This is a genomic window from Polyangium jinanense (genome assembly GCF_028435365.1).
Map to the genome: position 1 here is coordinate 52031 of NZ_JAGTJJ010000013.1, position 15264 is coordinate 67294.

General features: G+C 68.7%; 15 protein-coding genes. 4 read left to right on the forward strand and 11 right to left on the reverse strand.

The window, feature by feature from the left end; translation table 11 throughout:
- Positions 1 to 3 precede the first annotated feature (3 nt).
- From KEG57_RS22735 to KEG57_RS22750, 4 genes are read right to left on the reverse strand one after another with little or no spacing between them, the layout of a single operon-like run.
- Entirely contained in the window at positions 4 to 978 is a 975-nt protein-coding gene (locus KEG57_RS22735; protein WP_272423558.1) for a lysophospholipid acyltransferase family protein, read from the reverse strand.
- 8 nt (positions 979 to 986) lie between these two features.
- Positions 987 to 1577, reverse strand: a complete 591-nt coding sequence (locus tag KEG57_RS22740; protein WP_272423557.1) for a hypothetical protein — start codon at positions 1575 to 1577, stop codon at positions 987 to 989.
- On the reverse strand, positions 1574 to 2284 hold the full coding sequence (locus KEG57_RS22745) for a hypothetical protein (protein ID WP_272423556.1): 711 nt from the start codon (positions 2282 to 2284) through the stop codon (positions 1574 to 1576). Before KEG57_RS22745 ends, KEG57_RS22740 begins: the two co-directional genes overlap by 4 nt.
- Positions 2281 to 3063, reverse strand: coding sequence for an RNA polymerase sigma factor (locus KEG57_RS22750; RefSeq protein WP_272423555.1), 783 nt, complete (start codon positions 3061 to 3063; stop codon positions 2281 to 2283). The genes KEG57_RS22745 and KEG57_RS22750 overlap by 4 nt, the downstream gene beginning before the upstream one ends.
- A 144-nt stretch (positions 3064 to 3207) precedes the next feature.
- On the opposite strand from KEG57_RS22750, the gene KEG57_RS22755 reads away from it, so the two are divergent.
- The 3 genes from KEG57_RS22755 to KEG57_RS22765 all read left to right on the forward strand — a co-directional run bounded on the left by KEG57_RS22755 (position 3208) and on the right by KEG57_RS22765 (position 6542).
- On the forward strand, positions 3208 to 4170 hold the full coding sequence (locus tag KEG57_RS22755; RefSeq protein ID WP_272423554.1) for a rhomboid family intramembrane serine protease: 963 nt from the start codon (positions 3208 to 3210) through the stop codon (positions 4168 to 4170).
- 59 nt (positions 4171 to 4229) lie between these two features.
- Positions 4230 to 4937, forward strand: a complete 708-nt coding sequence (locus KEG57_RS22760) for a PA14 domain-containing protein (protein WP_272423553.1) — start codon at positions 4230 to 4232, stop codon at positions 4935 to 4937.
- A 129-nt stretch (positions 4938 to 5066) separates the two neighbouring features.
- The gene (locus KEG57_RS22765; RefSeq protein WP_272423552.1) at positions 5067 to 6542 is read left to right on the forward strand and encodes a GTP-binding protein; all 1476 of its coding nucleotides are present in this window, start codon (positions 5067 to 5069) and stop codon (positions 6540 to 6542) included.
- A 167-nt stretch (positions 6543 to 6709) separates the two neighbouring features.
- Here the strand turns inward: KEG57_RS22765 and rodA are convergent, their stop codons facing one another.
- From rodA to KEG57_RS22800, 7 genes are all read right to left on the reverse strand, one after another.
- Complete coding sequence (gene rodA / locus KEG57_RS22770; RefSeq protein ID WP_272423551.1) at positions 6710 to 7843, reverse strand: rod shape-determining protein RodA; 1134 nt, start codon at positions 7841 to 7843, stop codon at positions 6710 to 6712.
- A complete protein-coding gene (mrdA, locus tag KEG57_RS22775; RefSeq protein WP_272423550.1) occupies positions 7840 to 9789 on the reverse strand; it encodes a penicillin-binding protein 2 in 1950 nt (649 codons plus the stop codon). Before mrdA ends, rodA begins: the two co-directional genes overlap by 4 nt.
- Positions 9786 to 10313 (reverse strand): rod shape-determining protein MreD, encoded by a 528-nt coding sequence (locus tag KEG57_RS22780; RefSeq protein ID WP_272423549.1) that lies wholly within the window; start codon positions 10311 to 10313, stop codon positions 9786 to 9788. The genes mrdA and KEG57_RS22780 overlap by 4 nt, the downstream gene beginning before the upstream one ends.
- Positions 10314 to 10336: 23 nt before the next feature.
- Positions 10337 to 11215 carry a rod shape-determining protein MreC gene (gene mreC, locus KEG57_RS22785; RefSeq protein WP_272423548.1) on the reverse strand — a complete coding sequence of 293 codons (879 nt, stop codon included), beginning with the start codon at positions 11213 to 11215 and terminating at the stop codon, positions 10337 to 10339.
- A 113-nt stretch (positions 11216 to 11328) separates the two neighbouring features.
- A complete protein-coding gene (locus tag KEG57_RS22790; protein WP_136930736.1) occupies positions 11329 to 12363 on the reverse strand; it encodes a rod shape-determining protein in 1035 nt (344 codons plus the stop codon).
- A 223-nt stretch (positions 12364 to 12586) separates the two neighbouring features.
- Positions 12587 to 12748 (reverse strand): 50S ribosomal protein L33, encoded by a 162-nt coding sequence (gene rpmG / locus KEG57_RS22795; RefSeq protein WP_136930735.1) that lies wholly within the window; start codon positions 12746 to 12748, stop codon positions 12587 to 12589.
- A 234-nt stretch (positions 12749 to 12982) separates the two neighbouring features.
- Positions 12983 to 13903 (reverse strand): RNA recognition motif domain-containing protein, encoded by a 921-nt coding sequence (locus tag KEG57_RS22800; RefSeq protein ID WP_272423547.1) that lies wholly within the window; start codon positions 13901 to 13903, stop codon positions 12983 to 12985.
- A gap of 437 nt (positions 13904 to 14340) precedes the next feature.
- Between KEG57_RS22800 and KEG57_RS22805 the strand changes: the two genes are divergently transcribed.
- Positions 14341 to 15225: an acyl-ACP desaturase gene (locus KEG57_RS22805; protein WP_272423546.1), complete on the forward strand. Its 885-nt coding sequence runs from the start codon at positions 14341 to 14343 to the stop codon at positions 15223 to 15225.
- The last annotated feature ends 39 nt before the right edge of the window (positions 15226 to 15264 follow it).

Genomic DNA, 15264 nt, shown 5'->3' on the forward strand with positions numbered 1-15264 from the left:
AGTCTAGTGAGGATCGAGCGCGCCCCGCAACGCAGCCGGACGCCCGGGAGGCACGAAGCTCCCGAGCCACGCCTCCGGCCATGCCGCGATGCGTCGTTCGAGCTCGGCCGTGATTCTCGTCACGAGAACGTCCTCGGCGCAAGATTCCGGCCCAAGATCGTCCAGGGAAACCCGGGAGATCAAGACGATCGGGTGCGACGAACCCGAGGTGGTCGGCGCGGGCGCGGGAGGCGCACACGTGCCCACCACCACCGCAGATCGACGCGCGAGCGCGATGCGCGCGGGCCCGATCGGGACGAGGACATCGGCGCCGAAGAGGCGTCGGGTGGTGGAGGGCACACGCGCGGGGATGTCGACGAGAAATCCCACGGCGCGGCCTTCCGCGAGCTCGCGCGCGATGGAGAGCGCGACGCCGCGCCGGCCTCGGTAGAGCGAACGAACGCCGCGCGGACGACGCAGTCGCTCGTAGAGCTCGGTGAAGCGCGGGTCGTAGCTCTCGCGCGCGACGGTGGCCACGGGAAAACCCTCCTCGACGAGGAGCGCGGCCATGCGCTCCCAGGGCCCGAGGTGCGCCGCGACGAACACCACACCGCGTCCCTCGGCGAGCGCGTCCGCGAACACGCGGCGCGACGTCGGATCGAGCGAGAGCCGCGCCCCCGCGCGCTCGCCCGGTCGCAGGAGATCGAGCGTGTCCGCGAGCATCCCCGCGACGGTCGTGAAGACGCTTTGAGCACGAACCTTCGATCTCCCGAGTCCGGCTTCGAGCCTCGCCGCGACGATGCGCCGCGTGCGCGGCAGGACGGCGTACGCGACGCCCCCGAGGGCGCGACAAGCGGCGCGGAGGACACGCCGCGGCAGGAGCAACGCGAAAGCGAGGAGCGCCCGCACGAGCACGTACACGACGTCGTTCTTCAGGCGTTGCCGCGGGGTCCACGTCCCCCCCTCACGGACGTCGGCGACGGGGTCCTCGCTCGCCACGCGCGTGCTCAGCGCGGGCCCGCGTCGCCGAGCGCCGAGGAGATCACCTGGTCCTGGATCCGCACGGCCTCGTCGAACGCATCCATCGCGGCCTTGCGCGCGCGCTCTCGACTTTCGCCCTCGGGCATCGACTTCGCGCGCCGCTCCTCGACGAGCCCACGCACCTCGAAGAGATGACCGCGGAAGTACGTCGTCTCCTTCGCCAGCGCGAGCCCCGCATCGACGTCGCGCAGCGCCACGTCGAACTCGCTCTGCGCGCTGCGCAGATCGGCGAGGCGCGCGTACGTGTCGGAGAGAACCTCGCTCGCCTCGGACAGCGGCGTCGAGCCGCCGGGACGCGCGCCGCTCGTGAGCGATTCGAGCGAGGCGATCGCGCCCGCCACGTCGCCCGAGGCCTCCGCGAGATCGGCCTTGTGATGCGCGGCGCGCGCCTTGGACAGGAACGCGAGCAGCACCGAGTCGACGACCGGCGCGGCACCGGGCTCGCATGCCGAAGGCTGCGTCGCCGCGCGCTCCGAACGCGCGCAGCTCACGCCGAGCGTGCCCATCACCGCGAGCCCGATCGCCACGATCGCCATCTTCACCGAGCGGCGCGTCATCGCACACCCCACAAGGCGAAGCGGTTCTGACGGAGCTCCGTGGCGCGCGCGCTCGCGATGCGATCGACACGCGCCGACGCACCGCCCACACGCGGGAACGGCGTGTCGAAGAGCTCGCCTGCTGAGCGCGATCGCTGAAGCTCCGGCGCCTCTGCGACTGTGCTCTCTGCCGAAGGACGCAGCGTGAGCACGAAGCCCGCAGCCGCCGCGGCCGCCATGACGACCGCCGCCGTGACGACCGACAGCACGCGCCCCTTGCGCGGCTGCGCGGACGTTCGTCCGAGCGCACGCGCGATGAGCGCCTCGTTGCGGAGCGGCTCGATCGAGCGCGGCCTGTGCGCCGCGACGAGTGCCTCGGCGAGCTCCGCGAGCGGCACCGTCCGCTCCTCGCCGCGAGGCGCGTCGAGCGCGTCACGCAGCTTCGCGGCCCCCGCGCGCTCGGAGGCCGTCGGTGGCTCGTCCTCGCTCTCGGCGCGCGTCTCGCTCTTGCCGAGCGCTCGCTCGATCAACGCATCGTTCAGCGCATCGTCGAGCGATGCCGGCGCGCTCGCCGATCGCAGCACCACGGCGAGCGGGTGCTCTCCCTTCTCGAGCGACGCGCGGAGCGCCTCGGCCTCCGCGAGCTCCTCGGGCGACGGCGGCGGCTCGTCCTCGAACGAGACGCGCTCGTCCGGACGCACCAGCCTGAGCTTGTGCTCCCTTTTCATCGCGGAGCCTCCCTCGACGCGAGCTTGCCCTCGGCCACGCGAGGCACGTCGATCGCCTTCTTCAGCGCTGCGAGCGCGCGGTGCAGCACCACGTCGAACGTCGAGACCGTCACGCCGAGCGCGCTCGCCACCTCTTCGCGGGATCGCTCCTCGAGCACGCGCAGCCGGATCGCCTCGGCGTACCGCGGATGGATCGATCGCAGCGCCGCCTCGACCCGCGCACGCGCCTCGGCGAGGTCGCGCTTCTCGCAGAGCTCCGCCTCCCCGTTCGTCGAAGGATCGGCCTCCGCCGCGTCGATCTCGCGCTGCAGATCGTCGGGCTCGTACAGCGTCTCGCGCTTGCGTGATCGCAGGATGTCGTACGCGATCCGCAAGCCCACGACGCGCAGCCACGGGTAGACGCCCGCGTCTTGCCACTGGAACTGATGAAACCGCTCGACGACGCGCGCGTACGTCTCGGCGAGCGCGTCCTGCGCGAGCGCCTCGCGCCCGAGACGCGGCAGGAGCACCGAGCGGTAGAGGATCGGACCGTAGCGACGCAGGATCTGCCCGAGCGCCGCGCGATCGCCGGCCTTCGCGCGCTCGCAGAGCTCGCGCTCTGCTTCGAGATCCGTACGCGCAACGGCCACGGACGCCACCATACCTGGACTCGGCCTCGGCCGCACAGCCTGGACCGGCGACGGCTTCGCACGACCGAGCCCGACCGCGAGCAAGAGCGCCGCCATCGGATCCTGGGCGGGCGGCGCGAGCGGACGGAACGCGAGAGCTAACGCTTGCACGCCTGGAGAACGGCCTTTGCCGCTCGACCTTACGGGCGATCGCCACCACATTGAGCCCCGGCGCGCGGTCACGCGGCCCATCGTCCGGCCTCGAACGGATTTTCTCGCGGGAAAGGCCGGAATTTCCACCAAGGGAGCGTCGACTTGGCAGAAGAAGCTCACTCCTCGCGGACGAAGGCGGTGCCCTGTGCGCGCTGCGGCGCGCTGAACGGTGCGGGCTTCGATCGCTGCGTGCGCTGCGGGCAGGCGCTCTCCACCGTCGCTCGCTCGCTCGATCGCTTCGGCGCGCGCCTCGACCCGGAAGCCTTGCTCGCCTCGAAGCTCGTGCTTGGACTCACGATCCTGGTCTTCGCGGCGCAAATCTACGTCGCGCTCCGCGCTGGGGGCTCCGAGGACGGGCTCTCGGCGTTGCTTCGCCCGGCGCCGATCGACACCCTCCGGTTCGGGGCGCTCCACGTGCTGCTCGTCTTCGCGGAGCCGTGGCGCCTCGTCTCGGCGATATTCGTGCATTTCGGCGCCCTGCACCTGCTCGGCAACATGTTCGTGCTCTCGTGGCTCGGCCGGATCGCCGAGCCTGCCGTGGGGCCGGCGCGCTTGCTCCTCACCTACGTCGTGACGGGCGTCTTCGGGTTCGTCGCCTCGATGGCCTACACGTTGTTCTTCGATCCCTCGGGCGGGGGGCTCACGGCGGGCGCGAGCGGCGCCGTCTTCGGAATCATGGGGCTCGTGCTCGGGATGCTGTACCGACAGCGAAACCCGCAGTGGAAGCGTTTCGCCCTGCAGGCCGTGCTCCTCAACGTGGTGTTCGGCTTCGCCGTCAACCAGGCCAACGTTGGTGTGGTCATCAACAACATCGCCCACCTGGGCGGCCTCGCCGCCGGCATCCTCCTCGGCGTGATTTTTGCCAAGCCCGTGCGTGTTTCCAGCCGGGACGGGAAATCGGACCTCGGGATGAACGTCGCCGCGGTGCTCGGCCTGCTCACGTGTGTGGCTTCGCTCGTCCTGGCGCAGCTCTCTCCGACGTGGCGCGAGCTCGATCAGAGCCGGCAGCGTTCGTCCTGGCGTGGGGCGGAGACCGGGCAAGTCGATTTCCAGACGAAGCGGTGATTGCAAAATCGTCTCCGACCGTCTACCGCCTCGTATCGATTTCTTCCCCAGGAGACGCCATGTCGCACAGCTCGCTTCGGCTCGCCCTTCTCGCCTCCGCGGTCGCCCTTGGCGGCTGCACGGTCTACGTCAACAACCGTCCCCCGTCGAACCAGCAGCAGCAAGCGCAGCCGGCGCGGCAGCCGTCCCGCGGCATGCCCCGCCCGACGAACGCGCAGCGGCCCACCACCACGACGCCGACCCAGACCGGGACCACCAAGCCCGCCGTCGAGCCGCCGCGCATCAACGGCCGCATCGCCTTCGGCAACGGCTCGATCGGCGCCTTCAAGGGCTACGCGTACGTGATCCCCAACACGACGACGAAGATGCCGGACTTCTCCAAGATGGTCCCCTTCGCAACGCTGCTCACCGACAGCTTCATCGTCCAGCGCCAGGAGTTCTCGGGCGGCTTCCCCGGCGCCCTCGCCCAGGAAGAGTGGTTCGGGATCCGCTACGAAGGCCCGTTCGACATCTCCAAGGACGCTACCTACCTCTTCAAGCTCGTCTCCGACGACGGCGCGATCCTCTACATCGACGGCGCGAAGGTCATCGACAACGACGGCGTGCACATGCCTCAGGAAGCCACGGCGCAGACGGCCCTCAAGGCCGGCCGCCACCAGCTCCGCCTCGATTACTTCCAGGGCAAGAAGGGCACGGTCGCCCTCTCCCTCTCGGTGGCCGAGGCCATCGGCGACGCCGTGCCGCGTCCCCTCGTGGGCGTTCGCTAGCTCGCGCGCCTCACCCCGCGATCATCCCGACTCTCTCCGCCCTTCGTTCGTCCCGACCCCTCGCAAGCGCCTCGATCCTGCGGCTTATTCGACGCGGCGGGTGGCCATGATGCTATCGTCGCCTCGCGTATGGCGTCGGTGAACCCGCTCTCGCGGGAGCTCGTCTTCAAGATCGTCTATTACGGCCCGGGGCTCGGCGGGAAGACGACCACGCTCGAGTACATCCACGCGACGGCCAAGCCCGAGCACCGCGGCAAGCTCGTCTCGCTCGCGACGCCCGTCGACCGTACGCTCTACTTCGACTTCCTGCCGATGCGCTTGCCGCCGATCCGCGGCATGAACGTGCGGCTGCAACTCTTCACCGTCCCGGGCCAGGTCTACTTCAACGCGACCCGCAAGCTCGTGCTCACGGGCTCCGACGGCATCGTGTTCGTGAGCGACTCGCAGATCGCGCGCGCCGACGCGAACCTCGAGAGCTTCGACAACCTGCGCGACAACCTCGCCGATCAGGGCCGGAACGTCGCGGACATGCCCATCGTCTTCCAGCACAACAAGCGCGACCTGCCCGACGTGCTCCCGATGGAGGAGCTCGATCGGATGCTGAACCGCTTCCGCGCGCCGTCCCTGCCCGCGTCGGCGAAGACGGGCATGGGCGTGTACGAGACGCTGGAGCGAATCACGCAGGTCGTGCTCGCGTCGTTCGAGTCGCAGATCCCCGAGTCGGTGCGTGCCGCGGCCGCAGAGGCCTACGATCCGGCCGAGGAAGGGCTCGCCGCAGCGCTGCGTGATGCTTCGCGCAGCGATCGTCCGCCCGTGAGCGCCGCGATGGTCAACCGCGTCGCCCCGAGCCGCGCCTGGGGCAGCGTGCCGCCCGACACGGGCATCGAGGAACCGGAGGAGCTGAAGAGCGCTGCGATTCGCCCGCCTCCCCTGCCCGTCACGAGCTTCCCCGAGGCGCAGGAAGAGCCGACGCCGTCGAGCGCGCAGCTCGCGATCGCGCCGCCCGCCGAGGCGCCGATCCTGCCGAAGACCGAGTCCGTGCGGCCACCGCCGCCGCCGTCCGTGCATCCGCCGCCGACGGCGGGCCGGCCGCGCGCGCCCGAGTCGGTGCGCAGTCGGACGCGTGGCTCGGTCTTCCCGCCACCGAAACCGTTCGCGCCGCTCGTCCCGCAGGCACCGGCTTCGGCGCCGGGTTCGAACCACGCGGGCTTGAACATCGGATCGAAGACCGAAGCAGGCGTGCACGCCGAGGGGCTGCGAGGCGCGGGGCTTTCGTTCGCGGAGCTCTGGTCCGATGGCGATCACGCGCTCATCCACAACGTCGAAGCGTCGATCGCGAACGGCCGCTACGCCGAGGCGATTGAGCAGTGTGATGGACTCGTGGCGCGCCAGCTCGCGAGCGCTGCGAGCTTGTTCGGCGCCTCGGATGCGCCGCGGGATCCCTCCACGGTGCCGCTCATGCTCGGGCTCGATGGACGCCGCTACCTGTCCTTCCGCTCGACCGTGCGTGCGGCGCGCGGGGGCGTGAAGATGACCGCGCGCGACGCGCTCGCGGTCTACGCCTTCGCGATCGACGCGCGGCTCGCGCGCAGCTCGATCCGCTGAGTGCTCTGCGCAGACGGCGTTCGACCATCAGCGGTGCATCGCGTGCATCGACCGCATCGCGGTCGATGCACCAAACGTCCAGGGCTTGCCCTGGTCCGGGTCGAGGGGCGGACAGCCCCTCGTCGGGTCCGGGGTGAAACCCCGGCGCTACGCTGCCAATCGCCCTCTCAAAGGCGATCAGGCGCGGGAACGACCGAGTAGCGACGCATCGACACGTTCATGAGCAGCGCGACGCACATGAGCATCGTGGTCACGCTGGAGCCACCGTAGGAGAAGAGCGGCAACGTCACGCCGACGACGGGGAGGATGCCGCAGACCATCCCTGCGTTGATGAACGCGTGCCAGAAGAGGATTGCGCCGCAGCCGACGCCGAGCACGGCGCCGAAGCGATCCTTGGCGAGCGAGGCGATGCGAATCGACCACAGGCAGAGGAAGCCGTAGAGCAGCACAAGCAGCACGCTACCGGCGAAGCCCCACTCCTCTGCGAAGACTGGGAACGGGAAGTCCGAGAACTGATCGGGCAGGAAGTTGAACTGGTTCTGCGTGCCCTTCATGTACCCGTTGCCGAAAAGCCCGCCGTTGCCGATGGCCACGCGCGAGTGATGCGCGTGCCAGCCGGTCTTGAGGATGTCGTCCTCGGGCTTCAAGAAGACGGTGACGCGCGCCTTCTGGTAGTCGAGCAGAACGTAGTTCCAGATGATGGGGAGAGCGCAGGCGACGGTCACGATGAACGTGAGCACGCTCTTCCACCGGACCCGCGTGAGCGCGGCGATCATCAGGAAGACGAGGACGTGGATCGAGGCGGTGCCGAGATCGGGCTGCTTCAGGATCAGCAGCGCGGGCACGCCCGTGAGCAGCGCGGGAACGAGGAGATCCTTCAGCGTGCGTCCTTCGCTGCGTGGATCGTCGTGAAGGAATTTCGCCAGTGCGATGACGAGGAAGACCTTCATGAACTCGCTCGGCTGGAAGCGGAAGGAGCCGAATTCGATCCAGCGCTTGGAGCCTCGCAAGTCCTTCGCGAAGATGAAGACCAGGACGAGCGAGAAGACGCCGAAGGTGTAGATGGCGTAGCCGAGGCGCTCGAGGTGGCGATAGTCGATGGCGACGAGGATCCCGCCGAGGATGCCGCCGAGCACGAGCCAGTAGATCTGGCTGATGTAGAGCTCGGCGCGCACACCCTGGTAGACGCTGGTCGCGCTGTAGAGGTTGACCACGCCGAGCACGGCGATGAGGGCCGCCGCGATGAAGAGCGGCCAGTCGAAGTGATCCCTCGCGCGGGGCGAAACGTCGCCGCGGATCACGGGGAGCCTCCTCGATCGGGTTTCGGCTGCGTTCGCGCGTTGCCCGCGTTGTTCACGCCGGCGCGCGGGCCGCGCTCGCGTGCGAGCTCGTTGTAGGCGCGGACGACCTCGAAGGCGACGGGCGCGGCGTGCTTGCCGCCGGCGCCGCCGTGCTCGACGAGGACCACGACTGCGACCTCGGGCGCGCGTGACGGCGAGTAGCCCGCGAACCACGCGTGCTCGCGGTTGAAGTACCAGACGCGTTCGGCCTCGGCGCCACGCGCGAGCTTGTGCGAGACCTGCGCGGTGCCCGTCTTGCCTGCCATGTCCACGCCGAGCACGCGCGCCTTGAAGGCGGTGCCCTCCTCGGAGTTCACGCCCGCGTAGAGCGCCTTCTGCACGAGCGAGAGGTTCTCGGGGCTCACGTCGATCTGCCGCCGCACGCGCGGCGCGAACTCCTGCACCACCGTGCCCGCGCTCGTCTCTACTGCGCGCACGATCTGCGGCTGGTAGAGCGTGCCGCCGTTCGCGAGCGCCGCGTACGCGAGCGCGAGCTGCAGGACGGTCACGGTCGTCGCGCCCTGGCCGATGGCGGCGTTCAGGCCAAAGCCGAGTCGGAACTGGCCCTTGTTGCGCAAGGTCATCCAGGCGCGCGTCGGCATGCGCCCGGCTGCCTCCGCGTTCACGCCGAGACCCGTCCTCGCGCCGAGGCCGAAGCGCTGGCCCATCTCGGCGATGACGTCCATGCCCACGCCGAGCTCGGCCGCGAGGCGGTAGAAGTAGACGTTGCACGACTCCGCGATCCCCTGGTGGAGATCCACCGGCCCGTGGACGTGCGTGCAGCGGAACGTGCGCTTGCCGAAGGTGAGCGCGCCGCGGCAGTTCGTCGCCTGGCGCGGATCGATGAGCCCCTTCTCCAGCGCCGCGAGCGCCGTGAACGGCTTGAACGTCGAGCCCGGCGGATACGCGCCCGAGATCGTCTTGTCGAGCGCGGGCTTGAGCGGATCCGAGTAGAGCCTGCGGAACGCGTCGCGGATGACCTGCTTGCCCGATCCGCCCGAGAGCGCGTTCGGGTCGTAGCTCGGCTTCGAGTAGAGGCCGATGATGCGGCCCGTGCGCACGTCGATCAGCGCGACGCCGCCCGCGAGCTCGCCGCGCATCGCCTTGTCGATCGCGCGCTGGATATCGGCGTCGAGCGTGAGTCGGAGATCGCGGCCCGGGATCGGATCGACGCGCCGCGGCTCCTCGATGATCCCTTCGCCGCCGGGCCTGCGCCGGCCCTTCGCGTCGACGAGCACCTTCTCCCAGCCACGCGAACCGCGCAGGTAGCTCTCCCACGCGCGCTCGATGCCCGTCGCGCCGACGCGATCACCCTCGACGTAGCCCGCGCTGCGGAGCTGGTTCAGCTTCTCCGCGTCGACCTCGACCATGTAACCGAGCGCGTGCGCGCCGACCTCTTCGTACGGGTAGTAGCGGACCGGCACAGGCACGACGTCCACGAAGGGCAGCTCGGCGTCGTGCGTGCGCAGCGTGGCCACGGCGTCACGCGAGATGTCCTCCTTGAGGAGGATCTGCTGGCTCTTCCGAGGGCCGTCGTTCGCGCGGATCGTGGTAAGCAGCGCTTCGAGCCGCGCGCGCTCGTCCACGCCGACGCCGAGGTACTCGACGAGCTTCGGCCATACCCCCTGCATGTCCATCTTCTCGGGGACGACGTACAGGTTGTACGAGGGCCGGCTCGCCGCGAGGATCTTGCCGCCCCGATCGCGGATGAGCCCGCGCGTCGTCGCGAGCGTGATGCGACGGACGATGTTCTCGCGGGCGATCGCTTTGTTGTCGTCGCCCTCGATGATCTGGAGCTGGAACAGGCGCCCGATCAGGATGAGCTGGAGCACCGCCATCGCGAGCGCGATCCAGCGGAAGCGGCGCCTGAACTCGCTGACGTCGGAGCGCTGAACGACGAGGCTCATCGCTGCCCTCCTTCTCCGGGCCTCGGCACGTTGATGGTCGCCTGATGCACGCGCTCGGCGAGGCTGAAGACGAGCGGCGCGAAGATCGCCGTCCCGATCGCGTGCGGCGCGACGAGCGTCGCGAGTGCGCGCGGCCTCGCCGTGTCGGTCCCGAAGATCGCCGTGAGCACCACGATGAGCACGCCTTCGAGCAGCGCGAAGGCGAAGGCGAGCGCGACCTTCGTGAGGAGCGTCTGCGCGGCGAGCCGCACGCCCGCGGCGCGCGCGACGACGAACGTGGCGACCGTGATGAAGGTGAACAGGCCGATGGGCGCGGCCGAGAACAGATCGAGCAGGTAGCCGAGCAAGAACGCGAGCGCCGCGCCGCGCGCGATCGAGTACTCGTGCACGCCCATGAACACCACGAGCGGCAGGAGCAGGCTCGGCGTGATCCCCGCGATCTGCAGCCGCCCGATCAGCCGGTAGAGGTTCGACTGGATGATGAGAAGGGCGACGCCGACAGCGAGAAATGCGGTGTTTCGCATCGTCCTCTCTCCTCCTCCCGACCTTACCGCCGCGGCGTGGACGAGCCAGACGCCGAGGGTGCCGGCTGGGCCTCCTCCGGGGGCGCGGAGGTGACGATCAGCACCTCCTCGAGCCGCGAGAAATCCACGGCAGGTGTCGCGTAAACCTGCTGGTAGATGCCGAAGTCCCGCTTCACGACCTGCGTCACCTTGCCGACCGGGATGCCCTTCGGATACCGCTTCCCGACGCCGCTCGTGACGAGCAGATCGCCGACCTCCACCTCGTCGGTGCGCTGCACGTACTCCACGCTGCAGAGGTACTTCGTCTCGTCGCCCGTCCCGCGGACGAACCCACGCGCGCCGGTCCGCTGCACGACCACGTCGACGCCGCTGCCTGCGTCGACGACGAGCCGCACGTCGATCGTGTCGCCCGAGACCTTGAGCGTCGTGCCCACGACGCCGTCGGGCGAGATCACGGGCAGGTTCGGCTGCACGTCGCGCGACTCGCGATCGAGGGCCACGCGCGCGACGCGGAAAAACTCGTTCGTGTTTTTCCCGACAACCTGCGCGCTCACGACGTCGGTGCGGACGCTCGTGCGCAGATCGAGCAGACGCCGGAGCCTTCGGTTCTCCTCCTCGAGCGCTTCGAGCTTGCTCACGCGCTCGCGGAGACGCGCGTTCTGCGAGGCGATCCGCGCGTTGTCCTCCTTGACGTCGACCAGGTAGATGTAGTCGCCCCAAATGTTCGAGAGCCCGCGCGCCAGCGTCGCCGCAGCGTACTGGAGGGGCGTCGCGATCCGGACGATCACCTTGTCGGCGCCCGTGACCTTGCCCGGATCACGCATGCTGGCCCGGAGGAACCAGAACGGCACCGCCAGGGCGAGCAGGACGATGGCCAGGTCGCGGTAACGCTTGAAGTTCATGCTTCGGGCGGCGCTGCCGCCGGGAAGGCGGCATCAGGCAACGCGCGGGAGGTCCCCGCTCTTCCCTCGATGCCACGAGAGACGCGCGGACGCTACCTGCACACGCGCTCCGGTCAGCTGATCGTGACTTCTTTCAGGAGCTCGAGGTGATCGAGCGCTTTTCCGCTGCCGAGAACGACGGCGCTGATCGGATCGTCACAGACCATCACCGGCAGACCCGTCTCTTCGCGAAGCAGCACGTCGAGATTTTTCAGGAGGGAACCGCCGCCGGTGAGGACAATCCCCTTGTCCACGATGTCCGCTGCGAGCTCGGGGGGCGTGCGCTCCAGCGCGACGAGCACGGCGTCGACGATCGCATTCGTTGGTTCTGCAAGCGATTCGCGGATCTCGTCCGAGTTCACGACCACGGTCTTCGGGATGCCCGCGACCATGTCGCGCCCTTTGACCTCCATCGTGAGCTGCTGCTCGAGCGGATACGCGTTGCCGATCGTGATCTTGATCCGCTCAGCCGTCTGCTCGCCGATGGCCATGTTGTACTTGCGCTTCATGTACGCCATGATGGACTCGTCCATCTTGTCGCCGCCGACGCGCACGCTCTGCGAGTAGACGATGCCGGCCAGGGAGATGACCGCGACCTCCGTCGTGCCGCCGCCGATGTCGACCACCATGTTGCCCGAGGGCTCGGTGATCGGAAGGCCGGCGCCGATGGCCGCCGCCATGGGCTCCTCGATGAGGTACACCTCGCGCGCGCCCGCGCCCTCCGCGCTCTCTTTCACCGCGCGTTTCTCGACCTCGGTGATGCCGAAGGGCACGCAGATGATGATGCGCGGCTTGACGAGCGTGCGGCGGTTGTGCGCGCGGGCGATGAAGTAACGCAGCATCGCCTCGGTGATCTCGAAATCGGCGATGACGCCGTCGCGCAGCGGCCTCACGGCTTGGATGTTCCCGGGTGTGCGCCCGAGCATTTCCTTCGCCTCACGGCCGACCGCGAGCACCTTCTTGCCGCCGCGGTTGTCGCGCTGCACGGCCACCACGGAAGGCTCGCAAGAGACGATGCCCTTGCCCTTCACGTAGATGAGCGTCGTGGCGGTGCCGAGATCGATCGCGAGATCGTTCGAGAACAGGCCGTAGAGCCAGTCGAAGATCATCGCATCGCCTTCGAAGCTTGGGGTCCGGTCCGCCCGAGACGTGCATCCATGCCGCACGGGCAGACGGCGGTCCTATCATCCATGGTAGGTGGTCGCAACGAGAGCGCCTGCTCAGGTCGGGCACACCCGTTCAGCAGCAAGCACGGGCGAACCCATGGCCATGCCATGGATCCACCCGTCAATCACATTCCCACGTGCACAGGCAGATCCCGAGAAAGGCCGATCAGCCCTTCGAGATCTTGCCTTCCTTGTGCTCGTAGTGCTTGCGGCACACCGGACAGAACTTCTTGATGACGAACTTGTCCGACATCGTCCGCTTGTTCTTCGTCGTGTGGTAGTTCGCCCGGCTGCAATTGCCGCACGTCAGCTTGATGATGTCGCGCATGGCTGTCTCCTGAAACTCACCGGTTTCGCGCCGGCTCGGTCACGGGCACGCTCGCGTGAGGCGCCGCGAAACCCGCCCTCCACGACCCCACCACGACGGGGGGCGCAAAGGAGGGCGGTAACCTACGGAATTTCCCGCCGCTGTCAACGTCGGCGAGCACGACCTTGGGCAAAGATCGCAAACGAGCCGTGACGGGCGAGCCCGAGCCGACGCTCGGGCGCTCGCCGAGCCCGATCACTCGTCGTCTTTTCCGCCGTCCCTCCAGTCGTCGTCGCGGCCCCAGTTCTTGTTGTTGCGACGTCCGCCGCCACCCCCAGGGCCGTCCCCGTCGTGGCCACCGCCGCCGCCGCCACGACGACGACGATCGTCAAACGTCTTGCGTTGTGGAGGCGGAGGAGGCGCGGGGGCGTAACCGCTCGACCCACCACCACCGCCGCCGCCATAACCGCCGCCGCCATAACCGCCGCCGCCGCCATAACCGCCGCCGCCGCCGCCGGCGTAACCGCCGCCGCCGCCGGAACGCTCCGCGCCAGCCGGACGTTCGCCCTTGGGATGCGCGAGGTTGACGACGAGCCGACGGCCACGCACGTCCACGCCGCGCAGCGCTTCGATCGCGCCCTTCGCCGCCTCGGCGCTCGCCATCGTGACGAACCCGAAGCCGCGCTTGCGTCCGTCCGCGTCCATCGGCAAGTGCACGCGCACAACGGGGCCTGCGCCGGTCGAGGTGATCATCGACTCGACCTCCTCGATGCTTGCGTCGTACGGGAGGTTGCCGACGTAGAGAGTGCGGTCGGGCGCTGCCGCAGCAGGCCCACCACCGCCCATGCCACCACCTCCACCACCCATGCCGCCGCCCATCGGGCGCCCGCCGCCCACGCCGCCTTCACGGCGCGGAGGCTCGGCCTGGAAGGGCCGCACGGAGATCGACTTGCCGCCCTGGAACGAGCCGTCCAGCGACTCGCGAGCGGCGTTCGCCTCTTCGCTCGTCGCGAGCGTCACGAACCCGAAACCGCGCGGCCGACCCGTCGCGCGATCCTTCGGCAGGCTCACCTCGACGACGTTGCCTCCTGTCGCCTCGAAGAGCCCGCGGAGAACATCTTCGGTAATGGAGTCGGGCAGTCCTGCTACGAACAACTTACGAGAATCTTCAGCCATCGAAAAACCTGCGCACCATCGATCCTAGCGCCTCGCCTTCGAGGCTCGCGCCCTCTTGCTTGCCTCGAACACTCTCCCTGAGAGGCGCGTCTCGCATCACGATGGCGAGGACCGTACCTCCTGGGACGAGCTACAGCCCACGATATATGGCCCACTTCCCGCGTCAAGGGAGCCTCTCTCGGCCCGTTCGTCCCCGAGCGCGTCGATTCCTCCGCGGCAGCCCCCGAGCCCCCGCCTCCGCAGCCTCGCCGACCCCTCCCGTCTCGCCCTTCCCGCATCGCCGTTCGGTCGCTGAAATCAGGGCGGCGAAAGGCTTTACGCAGCGAAAAAAACAGGCGTAGGGAGACGTTCGGCGCCCGGGCGACCGGGACGGAGGATCCGCTTGCGTCGTCGGACGTAAATCGTGTTACGACCCGTTCCCCGAGGTTCAAAACGCGATGGCGGAGCACTTCAACATCGAGCGCTTGATGGATTCGTCTGGCAGGGTCGACCTTTCGGACATCGACTGGTCCGAGGTCCCGAAGCACCCGATGACCCCCGAGGCGATCCGTTGCCTGCGGTATTTCCTGCTGACGGAGAACTCGACGTTCTTCTACACCAAGGCCCTCATGTCCACGAACGCCGTGTACGAGGAGCCGGAGATCGCGCCCTTCCTCTGCGTGTGGATGTACGAGGAGGAGTTCCACGGACGTGCCTTCCGCAGGTTCATGGAAGCGCTGGGCGAGCCGCTTTCTCCGACGTACCGGCGTGACATGTTCCTCTCGCGCAGCCCCGGCGAGCGGATCGACGAGTTCGGGCAGAACATGCTCGGCAAGCTCTTCCCGACGCACTGGCCCGGCGTGCACATGGTCTGGGGCACGATCCAGGAGTTCACGACGTACAGCGCCTACCAGGCGCTCATCGAGCGGATCGATCACCCGATCCTGAACAAGATCTGCCAGCGGATCATGAAGCAGGAGCTCCGCCACTACGCGTTTTATCGCGAGCACGCGAAGCGCCGCCTGCAGCGCGATCCGATGACGGCGAAGATCGTCTCCGCGGCGCTGAAGCTCGCCTGGACCCCCGTCGGCGACGGTATGTGCTCCAAGGAAGACGTCCTTCACACGATCCGCTTCCTCTTCGACGGCCTCGACGGCAAGGCGATCGCACGCGTCGATCAGAAGATCAGCGAGTTGCCCGGGCTCGAGTGGTTCGACCTGTTCACGAAGTTCGCCGATCGCCACAACATCCGACGCGCGCCCGACGCGTGGTTCCCGCGTAACTTCCGCGCCAAGAGCCAGCCGAAGGTCGAAGCCGAGCCCGCGCTCTTCGACGCGGAGTGACGCTCGACAGCCACGCTCGACGCGAGCCACGACGGCGTG

Coding starts and splice junctions, on each gene's coding strand:
- KEG57_RS22740 (WP_272423557.1), bottom strand. CDS start 1,577: ATGACGCGCCGCTCGGTGAAGATGGCGATCGTGGCGATCGGGCTCGCG.
- KEG57_RS22745 (WP_272423556.1), bottom strand. CDS start 2,284: ATGAAAAGGGAGCACAAGCTCAGGCTGGTGCGTCCGGACGAGCGCGTC.
- KEG57_RS22760 (WP_272423553.1), top strand. CDS start 4,230: ATGTCGCACAGCTCGCTTCGGCTCGCCCTTCTCGCCTCCGCGGTCGCC.
- KEG57_RS22765 (WP_272423552.1), top strand. CDS start 5,067: ATGGCGTCGGTGAACCCGCTCTCGCGGGAGCTCGTCTTCAAGATCGTC.
- mrdA (WP_272423550.1), bottom strand. CDS start 9,789: ATGAGCCTCGTCGTTCAGCGCTCCGACGTCAGCGAGTTCAGGCGCCGC.
- KEG57_RS22780 (WP_272423549.1), bottom strand. CDS start 10,313: ATGCGAAACACCGCATTTCTCGCTGTCGGCGTCGCCCTTCTCATCATC.
- mreC (WP_272423548.1), bottom strand. CDS start 11,215: ATGAACTTCAAGCGTTACCGCGACCTGGCCATCGTCCTGCTCGCCCTG.
- KEG57_RS22790 (WP_136930736.1), bottom strand. CDS start 12,363: ATGATCTTCGACTGGCTCTACGGCCTGTTCTCGAACGATCTCGCGATC.
- rpmG (WP_136930735.1), bottom strand. CDS start 12,748: ATGCGCGACATCATCAAGCTGACGTGCGGCAATTGCAGCCGGGCGAAC.
- KEG57_RS22800 (WP_272423547.1), bottom strand. CDS start 13,903: ATGGCTGAAGATTCTCGTAAGTTGTTCGTAGCAGGACTGCCCGACTCC.
- KEG57_RS22805 (WP_272423546.1), top strand. CDS start 14,341: ATGGCGGAGCACTTCAACATCGAGCGCTTGATGGATTCGTCTGGCAGG.